Below are 15,595 nucleotides of genomic sequence, written 5' to 3'. Positions count from 1 at the left end.
AGCCGGGCTACCCTCGCGAATTCCCCCGCCACGGAGGCCCGCCCCGAGGGTACGTCCCTGTAGCCCATCGGGGCTCTAGCGACATCCATGTCGCATGACCTCCTGAGCGCCGGTTTCGCTCGGCCTTCTGAAGGGGCGTTCCGGTGCGCTCGGATGTTTCTCTGGAAATCCCAAAACCAGAGCAAGAGCCGCTTTTGCTCTTCGTAGGAGCGAGCTTGCTCGCGAACCCTGACTCCCCACGTTCGCGATAGTTCGTAGGGCGCATAACGCCTACGGCGTTATCCGCCGTCATCCTCGGATAACCGCGAACGGTTATTCGCCCTACTCAGCATGCGCCATGCCGCGCCCGGGCCTACGCAGGCCCAGGTGCTCGCGCAGCGTGCGGCCCTGGTATTCGCGGCGGAACAGCCCGCGCCTCTGCAGTTCCGGCACCACCAGTTCGACGAAACGGTCCAGGCCATCCGGCAGCAGCGGCGGCATGATGTTGAAGCCGTCGGCGGCGCCGCTGGTGAACCATTGCTCCAGGTGGTCGGCGATCTGCCTGGGGCCGCCGACCAGCGTGCAGTGGCCGCGGGCGCCGGCGACCTTCAGGTAGAGCTGGCGGATGCTCAGGTTCTCGCGCCGGGCCAGGTCGATGAACAGCGCCTGGCGGCTCTTCATGGCGTTGCTCGGCGGCAGCTCCGGCAGCGGGCCGTCCAGCGGGTAGGCGGAAAGGTCCAGGCCGCCGGCCATGCCGGAGAGCAGGGCGAGGCCCAGCTGGGGCTCGATCAGGTCCTGCAGCTCGGCGTAGAGGTCTTCGGCCTCGGCCTGGGTGCGGCCGAGCACCGGCGACAGGCCGGGCATGATCTTCAGCTCGTCCGGCTCGCGGCCGTAGCGGGCCAGGCGGGACTTGAGGTCGGCGTAGAAGGCCTGGGCGTCCTGCAGCGTCTGCTGCGCGGTGAACACCACCTCGGCGGTACGCGCGGCCAGTTCCTTGCCGGGCTCGGAGGAGCCGGCCTGCACCAGCACCGGGTGGCCCTGGGGCGGGCGCGGCTGGTTCAGCGGGCCGCGCACGCGGTAGTGCTCGCCCCGGTGGTCGGCGATGTGCAGCTTCGCCGGGTCGAAGTAGCGGCCGCTGGCCTTGTCGCGCAGGAAGGCGTCGTCGGTGAAGCTGTCCCACAGGCCCAGGGCCACGTCGATGTATTCCTCGGCCTGGGCGTAGCGCTCGGCGTGGTCGAAGTGCTGGTCGCGGCCGAAGTTGTGCGCCTCCTGGTCGGTGGCCGAAGTCACCAGGTTCCAGCCGGCGCGGCCGCCGGACAGGTGGTCCAGGGAGGCGAAGCGGCGGGCCAGCAGGTAGGGTGCGTTGTAGGCGGTGGAGACGGTGGAGATCAGGCCGATGCGCTCGGTGGCCGAGGCCAGGGCGGCCAGCAGCATCAGCGGGTCGAGCACCTCGGCGTGGGTGGTGTGGCTGGCCAGTTCGGGCGTGCCCAGCAGGGCCAGGTTGTCGGCGAAGAAGATGGCGTCGAACAGGCCGCGCTCGGCGGTCTGCGCCAGGCGCCTGAAGTGCGCGAAATCGAGCGCGCCGGCGGGGGCCCGGGGGTGGCGCCAGGCGGCCAGGTGGTGGCCGCTGCCCATGAGGAAGGCGCCGAGGCGCATCTGTGCTTGGCTCATGTTCACCTCAGAAGTCGTAGCGCAGGGTCACGCCGGCCATCCGGCGCTGTCCGGGGTAGCCCACGTAGAGGCCGTTGGAGGAGGCGATGACCGCCTGGTAGAACTCCTTGTCGAAGGCGTTCTTCATCCACAGCGAGCCATCCAGCAGGCCGTCGCCGACCTCGTGGCGCAGGCCCACGGAGAAGTTGGCGATGCCGTAGCCGGGGATCTTCGACAGGTCGGAATTGTCCAGGGTGCCCTCGGCCTCGGAGCGGTACGCATAGCTGGCGGTGACGTAGGGCTCGAAGCGGTCGGCCAACTGCCACTTGTATTCGCCGTTGAGGTTGGCGATCCATTTCGAGGCACCCATCACCCGCTCGCCGCTGAGGTCGCAGGTGGCCGGGGCGCCGGGCTGGGCGCTGACCTCGGCGGGGCAGGGGGCGTCCTTGAACGACAGGTAGCTGACGTCGTTGTAGGAGCCGTTGAAGTTCAGCGTCAGGCCGCGGACCGGCAAGGCCGTGGCCTCGAACTCCAGGCCGCGCGAGCGCAGCTTGCCGGCGTTGGCCAGCACCTGGAAGCCGGTGACCGAACCGGCCGGCTGGTAGTAGGTGGTGGCCTGGTAGCCGTGGATGCCGGTCCAGAACAGGTTGGCGTTGAGCAGCAGGCGACGGTCGAACAGCGTGCTCTTCAGGCCCAGCTCGGCGTCGTTGGCGCGCTCCGGGCCCACCAGCAGGGAGTCCGCCCCGGCGCTGGGGGCGCTGCCAACCGTGAGGTTCACCCCGCCGGATTTCTCGCCGTGGGACAGCGAGGCGTAGCCCAGCAGGTTGTCGTCGAACTTGTAGCTCAGGCTCAGCAGCGCCGAAGGCGCGGCGTTGTGCAGGCTGAGGTCGCCGGAGTCGTAGGCGCCGGCCTGGCTTGCGCGCACCGCCGCCGGCAGGCCGCCGACCGCAGCGCCGCCTTCGGGTGCGTAGCGTTGCACCCGTGCCTGCTTCTCCTCGTAGGTGCCGCGCAGGCCGGCGGTGAAGTCGAGCCTGTCGGTGAGGTGCCAGGTGCCCTGGGCGAACAGCGCGTAGCTCTCGGTTTCGATCCTGCCCTTGCTGGTGCTGCTGACGTTGTTCAGCGCATTGAGGTTGGCGCCGATCAGGTTGAGGTCGGCCAGCGGTCCCAGGTCGACGAAGTAGCGGTTGTTCAGGTCCTGCTCGAAGGCATAGGCGCCCAGCACGTAGTCGAAGGCGCCGCCGGTGGGCGAGGCCAGGCGGATTTCCTGGGAGAACTGGCGGTCGTGGATCTCGTAGCCGAGGTCGCGGATCACCGGCACTTCCAGCTCGTCGGAGTCGTTGGCCGGGTTGAAGTGCCAGTAGCGGTAGGCGCTGATGGAGGTCAGGGTGTAGCCGCCGCCCAGCTTCCAGTTGGCCTCGAGCGAGGAGGCGTTCTGGTGCACGCTGACGTTCTGCCGGCCGTCGATGTTGGACTTGCCCAGCACCGGGTGCGCGCCGACCAGGCTGGCGCGTTTCCAGAACAGGTCGGAGGCGCCGTAGATCACGCCGCTGCCCTGGCTGGAGTTCTCGCTGTTGTACTCGTTGATCCAGCGCAGGCTGAAGTCGTCGTTTGGCTGGAACAGCAACTGGCCGCGCGCGCCCTCGCGCTCGCCGCCCAGCAGGGTACGGTGGTCGGCGAGGTTGTTCAGGTAGCCGTCGTCGCGGCTGCGGTACACCGACAGGCGACCGGCCAGGGTGTCGGTCAGCGGCCCGGAGAAGGTGCCCTTGCCCTGGAAGTAGCCGTTCTCGCCCCCGGAGGCCTCGACGCTGCTTTCCGGGGTGAAAGTCGGCTTGCGGGTGCTGATGTTGAGCACGCCGGCGGTGGTGTTCTTGCCGAACAGGGTGCCCTGGGGGCCGCGCAGCAGGTCGAGCTGCTCGATGTCCATCAGGTCGAACACCGCCATGCCCGGGCGGCCCAGGTAGACGTTGTCCAGGTAGATGCCGGCGGAGCCTTCCAGGCCGTCGCTGGCCGGGTTGTTGCCGATGCCGCGCACGGCCAGGCTGGACTGGCGTGCATGGATGTAGGCGACGTTGACGCTGGGCAGCGCCTGCTGCAGGTCCTGGATCTTGTAGATGCGCTGCTTCTCCAGGGTTTCGCCGGCGACCGTGGTGATCGGCGTGGGCACGTCCTGGGCGTTTTCCTCGCGGCGCCGGGCGGTGACCGTGACCTTCTGCAGGGTATCCGCCTGCGCTTGTGGCTCGGTTTCGGCGGCTGTGTCCTCATCGGCCGCCTGGGCGGCGCCGGCGGCCAGCAGCAGCGCCAGGGCCAACGGATGCAACGCCAGGCCCGCCCGGGCGGCGTGGGAAAGGGTCTTGCTCATGGCTTGTCCTTGCAGCAGAGCCGTGGCACGCACGGCGGGTTTCGGCTTGACGGGGGCTCATGCCCCTCTGGTTGCCGATGCTAGGCGCGCCGGGCGCGCAAGGACGGGCTTTTGCGGACAATCCATGGTCCGTTGCGGACAGCGCCTCACACCGCCAGCGCCAGGACCGATGTCCGCGGCGCCGGCGACGGGACGGCGCCCTGGCCGAGTTCGCGCTGGCGCCACTGCCCCGGGCTCTGCCCGGTCCAGCGGCGGAAGGCGCGGTTGAAGCTGCTGGGCTCGTTGAAGCCCAGGCGGTAGCAGACCTCGCTGACCGAGCAGCGGGATTGCCGCAGGTAGTCGAAGGCCAGCCGCCGCCGGGTGTCCTCCAGCAGTTCGCTGAAGCTGGTGGCGTGGCGCAGCAGGTGGCGGTGCAGGTTGCGCACGCTCATGCCCAGCTCTTCGGCCACCAGCGCCTGCTGTACCTCGCCACGCGGCATCTGGCGGATGATCGACTGCCGCACCTGCTCCGGCAGGTCGTGCCGTGCCAGGCGTTCGAGGTAGTCGCTGAGGCTGCCGTCGAGGGTGCGCGCCAGCTCGCTGTTGCCGCTGCGCAGGGGCACCTCCAGCAGGCGCGGGTCATAGTCCACGGCGTTGTGCTCGGCGCCGAAGCGCAACGGGAAGCCGAACAGGTGCTCCCAGCGCTGGGCATCCGCCGGGCAGGCGCGCGCCAGGTGCACGCGGCGCACCACCCCCAGGCCCCAGATCGGCGCGGCATGGCGCAGCCCGGAAGCCAGCAGGGCCTCGGTGGCCATCTGCTCGACCTGCACGCCGGCGATGCGCCGATAGACCAGGCGGCAGGCCTCCGGCGTACGCTCCAGGCTGACCTGGCCGGAGGTGCTGACCACCGACGAGAAACGCACCACCCGTTGCAGCGCCTCGCCCACGGTGGGGCTGCTCTGCAGGGCGAACAACAGGCCATGGAAATCGGTGGGCAGGCTGTGCGCCGCCACCTGCAGGCCGAAGCTGGCATCGCCGGTGGTGCGCTCCACCGCCTGCCACAGGGCGCTCATGCGTGCCAGGGGAATGCGCAGGTTGGCATCCTGCAGCTGCGCCAGGTCTATCCCGGCGCTGCGCAGCAACGGCCGCGGATCGTGCCCGCTGGCCTGCAGCGCGCGGGCGATGACCTGGGCCCAGGTGGCGATGGTGTCGGCATGCATGTCATGGCCCTCCGCAGTGGCTCAAGGGGCGTCCTCTGGCGTGGGCTCGGCGGGGAAGGGCGCGAGACCTCGCGAAGGCCCGCGGTCGAGCCGAAGGCGGCATGATTGGGGATTTCGACTAGGTCATAAAGGAATTATTTATCCGTATTAGATAACTTTACGATCTAAATGGGTGTCGCCTGCCAGCTCGGAGTCAAGCGGCCCGCCGAGCCAGGACCTGTTCGACGAAGGCCAGGATCGCCGCGTTCATTTGCCCCAGCCCCGGTTCCTCCAGGGGATAGTGCCCGGCGTTGTCCAGCAGCCGGGTGGTGACCTGGATGCGCCGCAGGCGCTTGAGGAAGGGCTCGCTGAGGCCGAGCGGGGTCCAGCGGTCCTCGGCGGGTTGCGTCAGCAGCACCGGGCAGACGTCGAAGTCTTCCGGGGCCAGCGCCGGGACGTAGCCCAGGTACGAGCTGAGGAAGCGCAGGCTCGCCCACCTGGCCAGCCTGCAGATGGCGCGCATCGGGGCGCTGATAGTCGGCATGCGCTGGCCGGCCGGCGGCGACTGGAAAGGGGCGATCGGCCAGGTCATCCGCGCTGCCGCCGCCTACTACAATGCCCATCCCGCGGCTGGCGCCCTGCTCATGCGCGGCAATTTCACGCCGATCGACCGCAAGGCCCACGAAGAGAAGGATGCGATGATCGGCAATCTGCTGCGCGAGCGCCTGCACACCCTGGGCGTGCTCGGCGACCTGCCGAGGCAGCCGGACGCGGCGACCCTCGCGGTGGAGATCGCCTTCGCCTGCATGAAGTACGGCTACATGGCCGAGGGGCATATCAGCGAGGCGATCTGCGCCGAGGCGGAGCAGGCCATGGTCGCCTACCTGTCGCGCTGGGAAGCGCCCTAGCCACTACGAAAACCGACCACTCAGGAGCTGGAGACATGCAAGAGGACGAGCTGTATGCACTGCTGGACAAGCTGGAGATCGCCTTCGAGCGGGTCGAACACCCGGCCTTCGGCACCATCGCCGAATTCCACGCGGCGGGCATCGAATTCCCCGGGCAGAACGTCAAGTGCCTGTTCCTGCGCAACCGCAAGGGCAGCCGCCACTACCTGCTGATCCTCGACGAACTCAAGAGCGCCGACCTGGCCGCCCTGGCGAGCCAGCTCGGCGAGACGCGGTTGTCCTTCGCCTCCGAGGAGCGGCTGATGGCGATGCTGGGGCTGACGCCCGGCTCGGTCACGCCCTTCGCCCTGGCCGACGACCGCGAACAGCGCATCACCGTGCTGCTCGACGACGGCATCCGCCAGGACGACCTGGTCGGGTTCCACCCGCTGGTCAATTCGCAGACCCTGTGCATCCGCTACGCGGACCTGCTCAGGTACCTGGCCCACACGGGGCACACGCCGGTCCGGGTGACGCTCTGAGCGCAGGGGCTATAGTGGGCAGGACCTACCCATGGAGGCGCCCCATGGCCGAGCTGATACTCACCACTTTCGACTGGGTCCCCCAGATGCCGCGCGGCTTCGTGCGCGACCTGCGCGTGCGCTGGGCGCTGGAGGAGGCCGGCTTGCCCTACCGCGTGGAGGGCGTGCCGTTCCGCGACCGCGGCCCGGCGCATTTCCTGCGCCAGCCCTTCGGGCAGGTGCCCTGGCTCACCGACGGTGAACTCTCCATCTTCGAGAGCGGCGCTATCCTGCTGCACTTGGGCGAACGCAGCGAGGCGCTGATGCCTAGCGACCCGCGCGGCCGCGCCGAGGTCAGCCAGTGGCTGTTCGCGGCGCTCAACTCGGTGGAAATGGCGGTGTTGCCCTGGGCGCTCTTCCTGTTCCTCGGCGACACCAGCGAAACGCCCGGGCACAAGCTGCTGCACGACTTCGTCCAGGCCCGGCTGCGGCACATGGACGGGGTGCTGGAAAACCGCGAATGGCTGGCCGGGGCCTTCTCCATCGCCGACATCCTCATGGCCGACGTGCTGCGCCTGGTCGAGCACTTCGATGGGCTGCAGACCTACCCGGCCTGCAGCGCCTACGTCGCCCGCGCCACGGCCCGGCCGGCATTCCGCAAGGCGCATGCGGACCAGCTGGCGCATTTCGCCGCGGCGGATTGAGCGGGGCCGGCATCAGCCCGGCACGCATGAGCCAGGTCAGCGCGCCCCCGACACCGGCGCCAGCTTGTCCAGGATCTGCCGCGCCAGGGCGTGGTACAGCGAGACCGGTGCGATCCAGCCGGAGACGGTGGCGGCCATGACCGTGGCCGCCAGCATGGGGATGAGCAGGTCGGGGCTGTGGGAGAGTTCCAGGACGATCACCGAGGCGGTCAGCGGCGAGCGCGTCACCCCGGCGAGGTAGGCGCCCATGCCCAGCAGCGCGCAGGTCTGCGGGTTGACGTCGGGCAACTGGGCCAGCAGCGGGGCGAAGGCCGCGCCTATGCTCAGCGAGGGCGAGAACAGGCCGCCGGGGATGCCGGCGAGGTAGGACACCACGTTGGCCAGGAACTTCCACAGCAGGAAGCTCTGCTCGGTCATCGGGTGGCCTTCCAGCAGGGCGCGGGTTTCCTCGTAGCCGGTGCCGAACACGTGGTTGCCCGAGGCCAGCCCCAGCAGCGCCAGCAGCAGCCCGCAGGCGCCGGCGAAGCGCACCGGGAAGCGCTCGCGCAGGCGGCACATGCGGCCCAGCCAGCCGGCCCGGGTGGGCAGCACCAGCTTGACGTAGAGCCCGCCCAGCAGGCCGCCGAGCAGCGCGCAGGCCGGCACCTCGCTCCAGCCCCAGCCCGCCGGCAGGCTGCCGCCGATCTCGCCGAAGTAGGAGTAGTGGCCCATCAGCCCGAGGGTGACGGCGCCGCCGATCAGCACCGCGGTCAGCACCAGGCCGCTGAAGCGCTGCTCGAAGGTGCGGCTGAGCTCCTCGATGGCGAACACGATGCCGGCCAGCGGCGTGTTGAAGGCCGCGGCGATGCCGGCCGCGCCGCCGGCGAGGATCAGCCCGGCGATGGTGCGCCGGCCGTGCAGCCCCAGGCGCCGGCCGAAGGCGTAGATGACCGCGGCGCCGACGTGCACCGTGGGCCCTTCGCGGCCCACCGAGCCGCCCACCAGCAGCGCGCCCAGGGTGAAGACCATGCGCACGGCGGCCACCGGCAGCGCCAGCACCTGGGCGCGGAAGCGCCGCGAAGGCGACTCCAGCGCGGCGATCACCTGGGGAATGCCGCTGCCCTTGGCCTCGACGAACCAGCGCTGGGTGACCCAGGCCAGCAGGGCGAAACCCGCGGGGGTGACCAGCAGCGGCAGCCAGGGGGCGACGCCGAGCATGCGCTTGAACAGGGCGAAGGACTGGTCCGCCAGCCAGGCGAAGGCCAGCGCCACCAGGCCCACCAGCAGCGCGCCGACCCAGAACGCCAGGCGCTGTCGCCATTCCAGCCAGCGGGGCCGGCGGAAACGCCGGGGGCGGGCAGGGGAGGCTTGTTCTGCGTTGGCTGGGCTGGGTTGCTCGGACATCGACGGGGCCTGGATCGGGGGCAAGCGCCGATTATGGCCGTCTCGCTAGCGCCTTGCACGCCGCGGGCGGGCTTCCCGTGCCGCGTAGCGGAATAGGGCAATGCCTTGTCGTCTGCTTGCGAAACTTGCCGAGTTCCAGTTGTGGTTATTTCCCACGTGAGTTTGGGACAAGTCTTATTTTATCCCCCCGTTCGCGTCGATACACTCGTAAATGGCTGATCTACGTGCGCAATGAATCCGATGAGTTCATGGGGCGAAAAGCGAATATCCGATTGGCTGGAAGTTATGGCATCGGTAGTTCTTAGTGAGGACTACGGCAATGTCACCGCTCTAATAGTTTTTTCAGAAGTAAGAAATGGAATTCGCGATCTTCGGATCGGGCTGTCGGCGCGCGCCTTCCCGCTGTTGCCATGAATTCCAGCCTGTTTGACTCACCCCTCACCAGGGAGGTATCTGGAGTAGTCATGGCTTCGAACAGTTTCCAAAATGAAGTGCCCAAGGCACGGGTCAATATCAAACTTGACCTTCATACCGGCGGTGCGCAGAAAAAGGTCGAGTTGCCACTCAAGTTGATGGTGATGGGCGACTACAGCAATGGCCGCGAACAGCGCCCGCTGTCCGAGCGCAACAAGGTCGACGTCAACAAGAACAACTTCAACAATGTGCTGGCCGACTTCAGTCCCAGTGTGAAGTTGGCCGTGCCCAATACCCTGGCCGACGACGGCTCCGACACCAGCATCGAGCTGACCTTCCGCAACATGAAGGACTTCGAGCCCGAGCGGGTGGCACGGCAGATGCCGGAGCTGCGCGCCATGCTGGCCATGCGCAACCTGCTGCGCGACCTCAAGTCCAACCTGCTGGACAACGTCACCTTCCGTCGCGAGCTGGAACGCATCCTCAAGGATGACGCCCTGAGCGACAAGCTGCGTGCCGAACTGGCCCAGCTCGCCCCGCAAGATCGCTGAAGACCAATTCAAGGAGAGCCCCATGTCTGCCGAAGGGACTGCCGCGCAAACCGGTAGCGCGAGCGTATCGCTGCAAGAAAACCAGGGCGTCTATGCGAGCCTGTTCGACAAGATCAACCTGAGCCCGGTGTCGGCACTGGGCGATTTCGAGGTCTACCAGGACAGCGATGCGCTGTCCGAAGCCTCCGCCGACGAGCGTGTGACGGCCGCGGTCAGCGTCTTCCTGGACCTGCTCAAGCAGTCCTCGCAGAAGGTCGAGCGCCTGGACAAGAACCTGCTGGACGAGCACATCGCCTCGCTGGATGCGCAGATCAGCCGCCAGCTGGACGCGATCATGCACCACGGCGACTTCCAGCGCGTCGAGTCGACCTGGCGCGGCGTCAAGTCGCTGATCGACCAGGTCGATTTCCGCCGGAACGTGCGCATCGAGCTGCTGGACATCAGCAAGGACCACCTGGTGCAGGACTTCGAGGATGCCCCGGAGATCGCCCAGAGCGGCCTGTACGTCCACACCTACACCCAGGAGTACGACACCCCCGGCGGCGAGCCCATCGCCGCTGCGATCTCCAACTACGAGTTCGACCGCGGCCCGCAGGACATCGCCCTGCTGCGCAACATCTCCAAGGTCGCGGCGGCGGCGCACATGCCCTTCATCGGCTCGGTCGGGCCGGCGTTCTTCGGCAAGCAGAGCATGGAGGAGGTGGCCGCGATCAAGGATATCGGCAACTACTTCGACCGCGCCGAATACCTGAAGTGGAAGTCCTTCCGCGACACCGACGATGCGCGCTACATCGGCCTCACCATGCCGCGCGTGCTCGGCCGCCTGCCCTACGGCCCCGACACCCTGCCGGTGCGCAGCTTCAACTACATCGAGAGCGTCAAGGGCCCGGACCATGGCAAGTACCTGTGGACCAACGCCTCCTTCGCCTTCGCCGCCAACATGGTGAAGAGCTTCATCAACAACGGCTGGTGCGTGCAGATCCGCGGCCCGCAGGCGGGCGGCGCGGTCACCGACCTGCCGATCCACCTGTACGACCTGGGCACCGGCAACCAGGTGAAGATCCCCTCGGAAGTGATGATCCCGGAAACCCGCGAGTTCGAGTTCGCCAACCTGGGCTTCATCCCGCTGTCGTACTACAAGAACCGCGACTACGCCTGCTTCTTCTCCGCCAACTCGGCGCAGAAGCCGGCGCTCTACGACACCGCCGACGCCACCGCCAACAGCCGCATCAACGCGCGCCTGCCATACATCTTCCTGCTGTCGCGCATCGCCCATTACCTGAAGCTGATCCAGCGCGAGAACATCGGCACCACCAAGGACCGCCGCGTCCTGGAGCTGGAGCTCAACAACTGGATCCGTGGCCTGGTCACCGAAATGACCGACCCCAGCGACGACCTGCAGGCTTCGCACCCGCTGCGTGACGCCAAGGTGACGGTCGAGGACATCGACGACAACCCCGGTTTCTTCCGCGTGAAGCTCTATGCCGTACCGCATTTCCAGGTGGAAGGCATGGACGTCAACCTGTCGCTGGTTTCGCAGATGCCCAAGGCCAAGGCCTGAAAAACGGCTTCAGGGAAGAACGCATGAAGATCGATCGCCCCTTGTGGGGTGCGGGGACCTTGCTGTCCCCGCAGCAATTCCAGCAGCAGGCTCGCTGGGAGGCCTGGACCAACGAATGCCTGGCGCGGCTGTCGCGGGTACATCCCTGGGGCGTCCAGGTGGCCTCCTTCGACCTGGACGCACTACGGCTGGGCAAGCTCAAGGCCACCCGGCTGCGCGTGCGGCTGCCGGATGGCACGCTGGTCGACAGCGACGCGAGCGACCGGCTGCCACCGGCGGTGGAGCTGGCCCGGCTGGCCACGGAGGAGTTTGCCGTGGCCACGCTGCTGCTGGCATTGCCGCTGGAGCATGCCAATGGCGGCAACTGCCTGACGGGGGAGGGCGTGCCCTCCCGGCCCATGCGCTATCGCCAGGACTGGCGGGAGGTGCAGGATCTCTATGGCGAAGAGAGCCAGTCCATGGCCGCGCTGGAACACATGCTTTCGTTGCGCCTGGACAGCGATGAAAACGCCGAGTATCTCACCTGCCCGGTAGCGCGCGTGGTACGCGACGGCCAGGGCGTCTGGACGCTCGACCCGCAGTTCGTCCCGCCGCTGCTCAGCTTCGATGCCCAGCCCCAGTTGCTCGCCCAGCTGGACAACCTGATGACCCAGCTGGCGGCCAAGCGCAGCCGCCTGATGGGCATGCGCCGCGAGAGCAACCAGCGCATGGCCGACTTCGCGGTGGCCGACGTCTCGCTGTTCTGGCTGCTCAACGCGCTGAACAGCTACCAGCCGGTGCTGGCGGACCTGCTGGCGCACCCCGCGCGGCACCCCGAGCAGGTCTACCAGGAGCTGATCAAGCTGGCCGGCAGCCTGCTGACCTTTTCCCTGGAGCACGACATCGGTGCCATTCCCGGCTACCGGCACGACCAGTTGGAAGCGGTGTTCCCGCCGCTGTTCCGGCTGATCTCCACGCTGCTGGAGGCCAGCCTGCCGTCACGCGTCATCGCGCTGGAACTGGAACAGCCCAATGCGCACCGCTGGCAGGTAGCGCTGCACGATGGCCGGCTGCGCGATGCCGAGGGTGTCGATTTCTACCTGTCGGTACGCTCCAGCCTGCCCGCCGCGCAAGTACAGGGCCAGTTCCCGCGCCTGTGCAAGGTGGGGGCGCCGGACGACGTCGACCACCTCGTCAACGTGGCCCTGGACGGCGTACCGCTGCTGCCGCTCAGCCATGTGCCCGCGGCTATCCCGATGCGCCTGGGCAACCAGTACTTCGCCCTTGATCTGGCCCATCCCAAGGCGCGAGCCATGCTTTCGGCCGGCGTCTGCGCGCTCTACGTCCCCGGCACGCTCGGGGAAGTCCAACTGGACCTGTTCGCGGTGCTGCGCTCATGACCCAGGCATTCGGAAAGAAACCGCTGGTGGATATCGACGCACTGCTGCAGGACAGCTACCTGCTGGTCGTCGAGCTGCAGCAGAAGGCCTCGGCCAAGGACGGCGCCGAGCTGTGGAAGCACTGCGCGGCCCAGGTCGAACACAGCCGTGCCCGCCTGGCTGAAGCTGGCGTGAGCCTGAACGCCATCGACCGCATCTGCTATGCGCAATGCGCGCTGCTCGACGAGACGGTGATGCGCAACGCCGGCGAGCAGTCCCATGCCGTCTGGGCTGCGAAACCGCTTCAGGCGCACTTCTTCAACCGCCACCAGGCTGGCGAGCAGCTCTACGAGGACATGCGCGCGGCCCTGGCGGAACCGGCGCCCGACCTGCGGGTGCTGACCTGTTACCAGCGCGTGCTGATGCTGGGGTTCCTGGGCCGTTATCGCGACGAGCAGGCTCCGGAGCGGGAGCAACTGCTCGACGCACTGAGCGAGCACGTACAACCCTTTGCCGCCACGGGCGAGGCCCCGGTGCTGGTGCGCGCCGGCGGTGGCGGCTGGCGCCGCTGGCTCGGCATGCCATGGTTGCACCTGGTGGCCGCCGCGATCCTGCTGGCAGGAGTGTGGCTGGTGCTGCACCGGATGCTGGTGGATACCGTGACCACCCTGCTGCCCGGCCAGGTGTAGCGATGTCCATGCAGCTCACATGGGTACGCGGCCTTTGGCTCTGGGCGGGAGCGCTGGCGCTGTTCCTGCTCCTGGCGGTGCTGCCGCTGTTCCCGGTCGGGCGCGCGCTGTCGGCGCTTGGCGTGGTCATCGCGGTCGCGCTGGGCTGGTGGCTCGCCGGGCGCAACGCCGCGCGGCAACGCCAGGCCATTGCGCTGGCCGAGGACTGTGCGCTGCCGGCGGCGGGGTTCCGGCAACCGGTGGTCGCGGTCTGTGGCGATGGCTTGCGCGCACTGTTCGGCGAGGCGCCCGAGGAACAACTGGCGCTGCGCGTCACGGAGCAGGGCTGCTACCTGCGGATACCCAGCCTGGATCGCTTGCCAGCGGTCATCGAATACGTGTTGGCGAACCGTCCGCACTGGGCGGGCCAGCTGAGCGTCTTCTATGTCGTCGATCCCGCCGGGCAGCAGGACAACGCCTTGCTCGCCGGCAACCTGCAGACCTTCCGCCAGCAGGTGGCCCGCGTCCGCAGAAGCGGAGTGGCCTTGCCCGTGCTGCTGGGCTGCTACCTGCCGAGCCTGCACGGCGCCGGCCCCTGGTTCGCCTGGGAGGCGGAGCGTCAGGGGCTGAGGGTTCGCGAGGGTGCGAACCACCTGCCCATGGCCCACTGGCAGCAGCGCCCCGCGGACCTCCCCACGCGCGCCGCGCGCCTGCGCACCAGCGTCCAGGTCGAGAGCCTGGGCGCCTGGCTGACGAAGGCGGTATTGCCGCACCTGGTGTCCCGGGAGCCGGGGGAACCGCCATGCCCGGTGCTGGCCTGCGCGATGACGCTGGTGCCTGGTTCACCTGCTTCGCTGCCGGGCAACCTGTGGGCGAACTGGCTGCACGAACGCACGGCGCTGGAACCCTTCGCCGCGGCACAGGCGGCCGGCCCCGCGGCCCTGCCGTTCCCCGATCCCCTGTTGGCCCTGCTGCCCCGCCAGCCCGGCCTTGCACCTTCCCGCCGTATGGCGCTGCAGGCCCTGTGGCTGTTCGTTCTCGCCGCGACCGTCGCGCTGTGCAGTTCCGCCTGGCAGAACCGCCTGCTGTTGCGCCAGGTGAGCGACGACCTGCGCCGTTTCCAGGCGATCCCCCAGCCGACGACGCTCGAACAGCCCGAACACCGCCTGAAGGAACAGGCCTTGGCCGTACTGCGGGACGATGCGCAAAGGCTTGACCGCTATTACCGCGAAGGCGAGCCCCTGTCCCTCGGGCTCGGCCTGTACACCGCCGAGCGGACGCGCCCGGCACTACTGGCCGCGCTCGCCGCCTACCGGGCGCCCGCTCCGACACTGGCGCCGGAAAGGATTCCCGACCCCGTCCGCCTGGACAGCCTGTCGCTATTCGCCAGCGGCAGCGCCGCACTCAAGGCCGGCTCGACGAAGGTGCTGGTCAACGCGCTGGTGGACATCAAGGCCCAGCCCGGCTGGCTGATCGTCATCGCCGGGCACACCGACGCCACGGGCGACGCGCAGCGCAACCTGGTGTTGTCGCGTGCCCGCGCGGGCGCCGTGCGCGACTGGATGCAGCGCATGGGGGACATCCCCGACAGCTGCTTCGCCGTCCAGGGCTTCGCCGCCGACCAGCCCATCGCCAGCAACGACACACCGGAGGGGCGCGCAGCCAACCGCCGGGTCGATATCCGCCTGGTACCCGAGTCGGGAGCCTGCACGCTCCCGGGCCGGGTCTCGGGCGGCCAACCCCTGCCGCGGCAAAAGCCTGCGGCGCATTTGTCCCTGTAGAAGGAACTTCACATGGCTATTCCAGTTTACCTGTGGCTCAAAGACGACGGCGGTGCGGACATCAAAGGTTCGGTCGACGTCCAGAAGCGCGAAGGCAGCGTCGAAGTGGTGGCGCAGGACCACAGCCTGTACATCCCCACCGACAACAACACCGGCAAGCTGACCGGCACCCGCATCCACACGCCGTTCAACTTCACCAAGGAAATCGACGCCTCCAGCCCCTACCTGTACAAGGCGGTGAGCACCGGCCAGACCCTCAAGAGCGCCGAGTTCAAGTGGTACCGCATCGATGACGCCGGCCAGGAAGTCGAGTACTTCAACACCCTGCTGGAGAACGTCAAGGTCGTGAAGGTCGCGCCGAAAATGCACGACGTGAAGGACCCGACCAAGGAGAAGCACAACCACCTGGAAGAGGTGGAACTGCGCTACGAGAAGATCACCTGGACCTACAAGGACGGCAACATCATCCACTCCGATGCCTGGAACGAGCGTCAGAGCGCCTGAGGCCGGCGTTACGGACCGGCGGGCTAGCCGCCGGTCACTCTCTACCGATTGGAATGGCTTTCATGCTCCAGCCGGAGCGACAAGCCTGCCGACAGCA

14 protein-coding genes are annotated in these 15,595 nt (G+C 68.1%); 9 read left to right on the top strand and 5 right to left on the bottom strand.

Annotation, left to right across the window (positions count from 1 at the left end; translation table 11 throughout):
• Positions 1–321: 321 nt before the first annotated feature.
• The 4 genes from VV867_RS15420 to VV867_RS15405 form a co-directional block, all read right to left on the bottom strand.
• A complete protein-coding gene (locus VV867_RS15420) occupies positions 322–1,650 on the bottom strand; it encodes an LLM class flavin-dependent oxidoreductase (protein ID WP_328566888.1) in 1,329 nt (442 codons plus the stop codon).
• A gap of 7 nt (positions 1,651–1,657) precedes the next feature.
• Positions 1,658–3,988 (bottom strand): TonB-dependent receptor, encoded by a 2,331-nt coding sequence (locus tag VV867_RS15415; RefSeq protein WP_328566887.1) that lies wholly within the window; start codon positions 3,986–3,988, stop codon positions 1,658–1,660.
• Between the two features lie 146 nt (positions 3,989–4,134).
• Positions 4,135–5,187 (bottom strand): AraC family transcriptional regulator, encoded by a 1,053-nt coding sequence (locus VV867_RS15410; protein ID WP_328566886.1) that lies wholly within the window; start codon positions 5,185–5,187, stop codon positions 4,135–4,137.
• Between the two features lie 193 nt (positions 5,188–5,380).
• Positions 5,381–5,689, bottom strand: coding sequence for a hypothetical protein (locus VV867_RS15405; RefSeq protein ID WP_109935547.1), 309 nt, complete (start codon positions 5,687–5,689; stop codon positions 5,381–5,383).
• On the opposite strand from VV867_RS15405, the gene VV867_RS15400 reads away from it, so the two are divergent.
• From VV867_RS15400 to VV867_RS15390, 3 genes are read left to right on the top strand one after another with little or no spacing between them, the layout of a single operon-like run.
• Positions 5,679–6,074, top strand: coding sequence for a hypothetical protein (locus VV867_RS15400; protein ID WP_328566885.1), 396 nt, complete (start codon positions 5,679–5,681; stop codon positions 6,072–6,074). The two genes, VV867_RS15405 and VV867_RS15400, sit on opposite strands and share 11 nt — an antisense overlap.
• 35 nt (positions 6,075–6,109) lie before the next feature.
• Complete coding sequence (locus VV867_RS15395; RefSeq protein WP_328566884.1) at positions 6,110–6,595, top strand: prolyl-tRNA synthetase associated domain-containing protein; 486 nt, start codon at positions 6,110–6,112, stop codon at positions 6,593–6,595.
• 44 nt (positions 6,596–6,639) lie between these two features.
• On the top strand, positions 6,640–7,278 hold the full coding sequence (locus tag VV867_RS15390) for a glutathione S-transferase family protein (protein ID WP_328566883.1): 639 nt from the start codon (positions 6,640–6,642) through the stop codon (positions 7,276–7,278).
• 36 nt (positions 7,279–7,314) lie between these two features.
• On the opposite strand, the gene VV867_RS15385 is transcribed toward VV867_RS15390, so the two are convergent.
• Positions 7,315–8,661: a chloride channel protein gene (locus VV867_RS15385; RefSeq protein ID WP_328566882.1), complete on the bottom strand. Its 1,347-nt coding sequence runs from the start codon at positions 8,659–8,661 to the stop codon at positions 7,315–7,317.
• Between the two features lie 464 nt (positions 8,662–9,125).
• On the opposite strand from VV867_RS15385, the gene tssB reads away from it, so the two are divergent.
• From tssB to VV867_RS15355, 6 genes are read left to right on the top strand one after another with little or no spacing between them, the layout of a single operon-like run.
• Positions 9,126–9,626, top strand: coding sequence for a type VI secretion system contractile sheath small subunit (tssB, locus tag VV867_RS15380; RefSeq protein WP_109934077.1), 501 nt, complete (start codon positions 9,126–9,128; stop codon positions 9,624–9,626).
• A gap of 22 nt (positions 9,627–9,648) precedes the next feature.
• Positions 9,649–11,187, top strand: coding sequence for a type VI secretion system contractile sheath large subunit (gene tssC, locus VV867_RS15375; RefSeq protein WP_109934076.1), 1,539 nt, complete (start codon positions 9,649–9,651; stop codon positions 11,185–11,187).
• A gap of 23 nt (positions 11,188–11,210) precedes the next feature.
• Positions 11,211–12,566 (top strand): type VI secretion system baseplate subunit TssK, encoded by a 1,356-nt coding sequence (gene tssK / locus VV867_RS15370; RefSeq protein ID WP_328566881.1) that lies wholly within the window; start codon positions 11,211–11,213, stop codon positions 12,564–12,566.
• Positions 12,563–13,234, top strand: a complete 672-nt coding sequence (gene tssL, locus VV867_RS15365) for a type VI secretion system protein TssL, short form (RefSeq protein ID WP_109934074.1) — start codon at positions 12,563–12,565, stop codon at positions 13,232–13,234. The genes tssK and tssL overlap by 4 nt, the downstream gene beginning before the upstream one ends.
• A 2-nt stretch (positions 13,235–13,236) precedes the next feature.
• The gene (locus VV867_RS15360) at positions 13,237–14,994 is read left to right on the top strand and encodes an OmpA family protein (RefSeq protein ID WP_328566880.1); all 1,758 of its coding nucleotides are present in this window, start codon (positions 13,237–13,239) and stop codon (positions 14,992–14,994) included.
• 12 nt (positions 14,995–15,006) lie between these two features.
• The gene (locus VV867_RS15355) at positions 15,007–15,498 is read left to right on the top strand and encodes an Hcp family type VI secretion system effector (RefSeq protein WP_328566879.1); all 492 of its coding nucleotides are present in this window, start codon (positions 15,007–15,009) and stop codon (positions 15,496–15,498) included.
• Positions 15,499–15,595 lie beyond the last annotated feature (97 nt).

The organism is Pseudomonas sp. JH-2 (assembly GCF_036231725.1).
In the GTDB taxonomy this organism is placed as follows: Bacteria; Pseudomonadota; Gammaproteobacteria; order Pseudomonadales; family Pseudomonadaceae; genus Pseudomonas; species Pseudomonas delhiensis.
This window is presented reverse-complemented; position numbering and strand designations above follow the sequence as displayed.

Excerpts from the sequence above, each read along its gene's own strand:
- VV867_RS15360 (WP_328566880.1), top strand. The coding sequence starts at position 13,237 with ATGTCCATGCAGCTCACATGGGTACGCGGCCTTTGGCTCTGGGCGGGA.
- tssC (WP_109934076.1), top strand. The coding sequence starts at position 9,649 with ATGTCTGCCGAAGGGACTGCCGCGCAAACCGGTAGCGCGAGCGTATCG.
- tssK (WP_328566881.1), top strand. The coding sequence starts at position 11,211 with ATGAAGATCGATCGCCCCTTGTGGGGTGCGGGGACCTTGCTGTCCCCG.
- VV867_RS15355 (WP_328566879.1), top strand. The coding sequence starts at position 15,007 with ATGGCTATTCCAGTTTACCTGTGGCTCAAAGACGACGGCGGTGCGGAC.
- VV867_RS15385 (WP_328566882.1), bottom strand. The coding sequence starts at position 8,661 with ATGTCCGAGCAACCCAGCCCAGCCAACGCAGAACAAGCCTCCCCTGCC.
- VV867_RS15390 (WP_328566883.1), top strand. The coding sequence starts at position 6,640 with ATGGCCGAGCTGATACTCACCACTTTCGACTGGGTCCCCCAGATGCCG.
- VV867_RS15410 (WP_328566886.1), bottom strand. The coding sequence starts at position 5,187 with ATGCATGCCGACACCATCGCCACCTGGGCCCAGGTCATCGCCCGCGCG.
- VV867_RS15405 (WP_109935547.1), bottom strand. The coding sequence starts at position 5,689 with ATGCGCGCCATCTGCAGGCTGGCCAGGTGGGCGAGCCTGCGCTTCCTC.
- VV867_RS15420 (WP_328566888.1), bottom strand. The coding sequence starts at position 1,650 with ATGAGCCAAGCACAGATGCGCCTCGGCGCCTTCCTCATGGGCAGCGGC.
- VV867_RS15415 (WP_328566887.1), bottom strand. The coding sequence starts at position 3,988 with ATGAGCAAGACCCTTTCCCACGCCGCCCGGGCGGGCCTGGCGTTGCAT.
- VV867_RS15395 (WP_328566884.1), top strand. The coding sequence starts at position 6,110 with ATGCAAGAGGACGAGCTGTATGCACTGCTGGACAAGCTGGAGATCGCC.
- tssL (WP_109934074.1), top strand. The coding sequence starts at position 12,563 with ATGACCCAGGCATTCGGAAAGAAACCGCTGGTGGATATCGACGCACTG.
- VV867_RS15400 (WP_328566885.1), top strand. The coding sequence starts at position 5,679 with ATGGCGCGCATCGGGGCGCTGATAGTCGGCATGCGCTGGCCGGCCGGC.
- tssB (WP_109934077.1), top strand. The coding sequence starts at position 9,126 with ATGGCTTCGAACAGTTTCCAAAATGAAGTGCCCAAGGCACGGGTCAAT.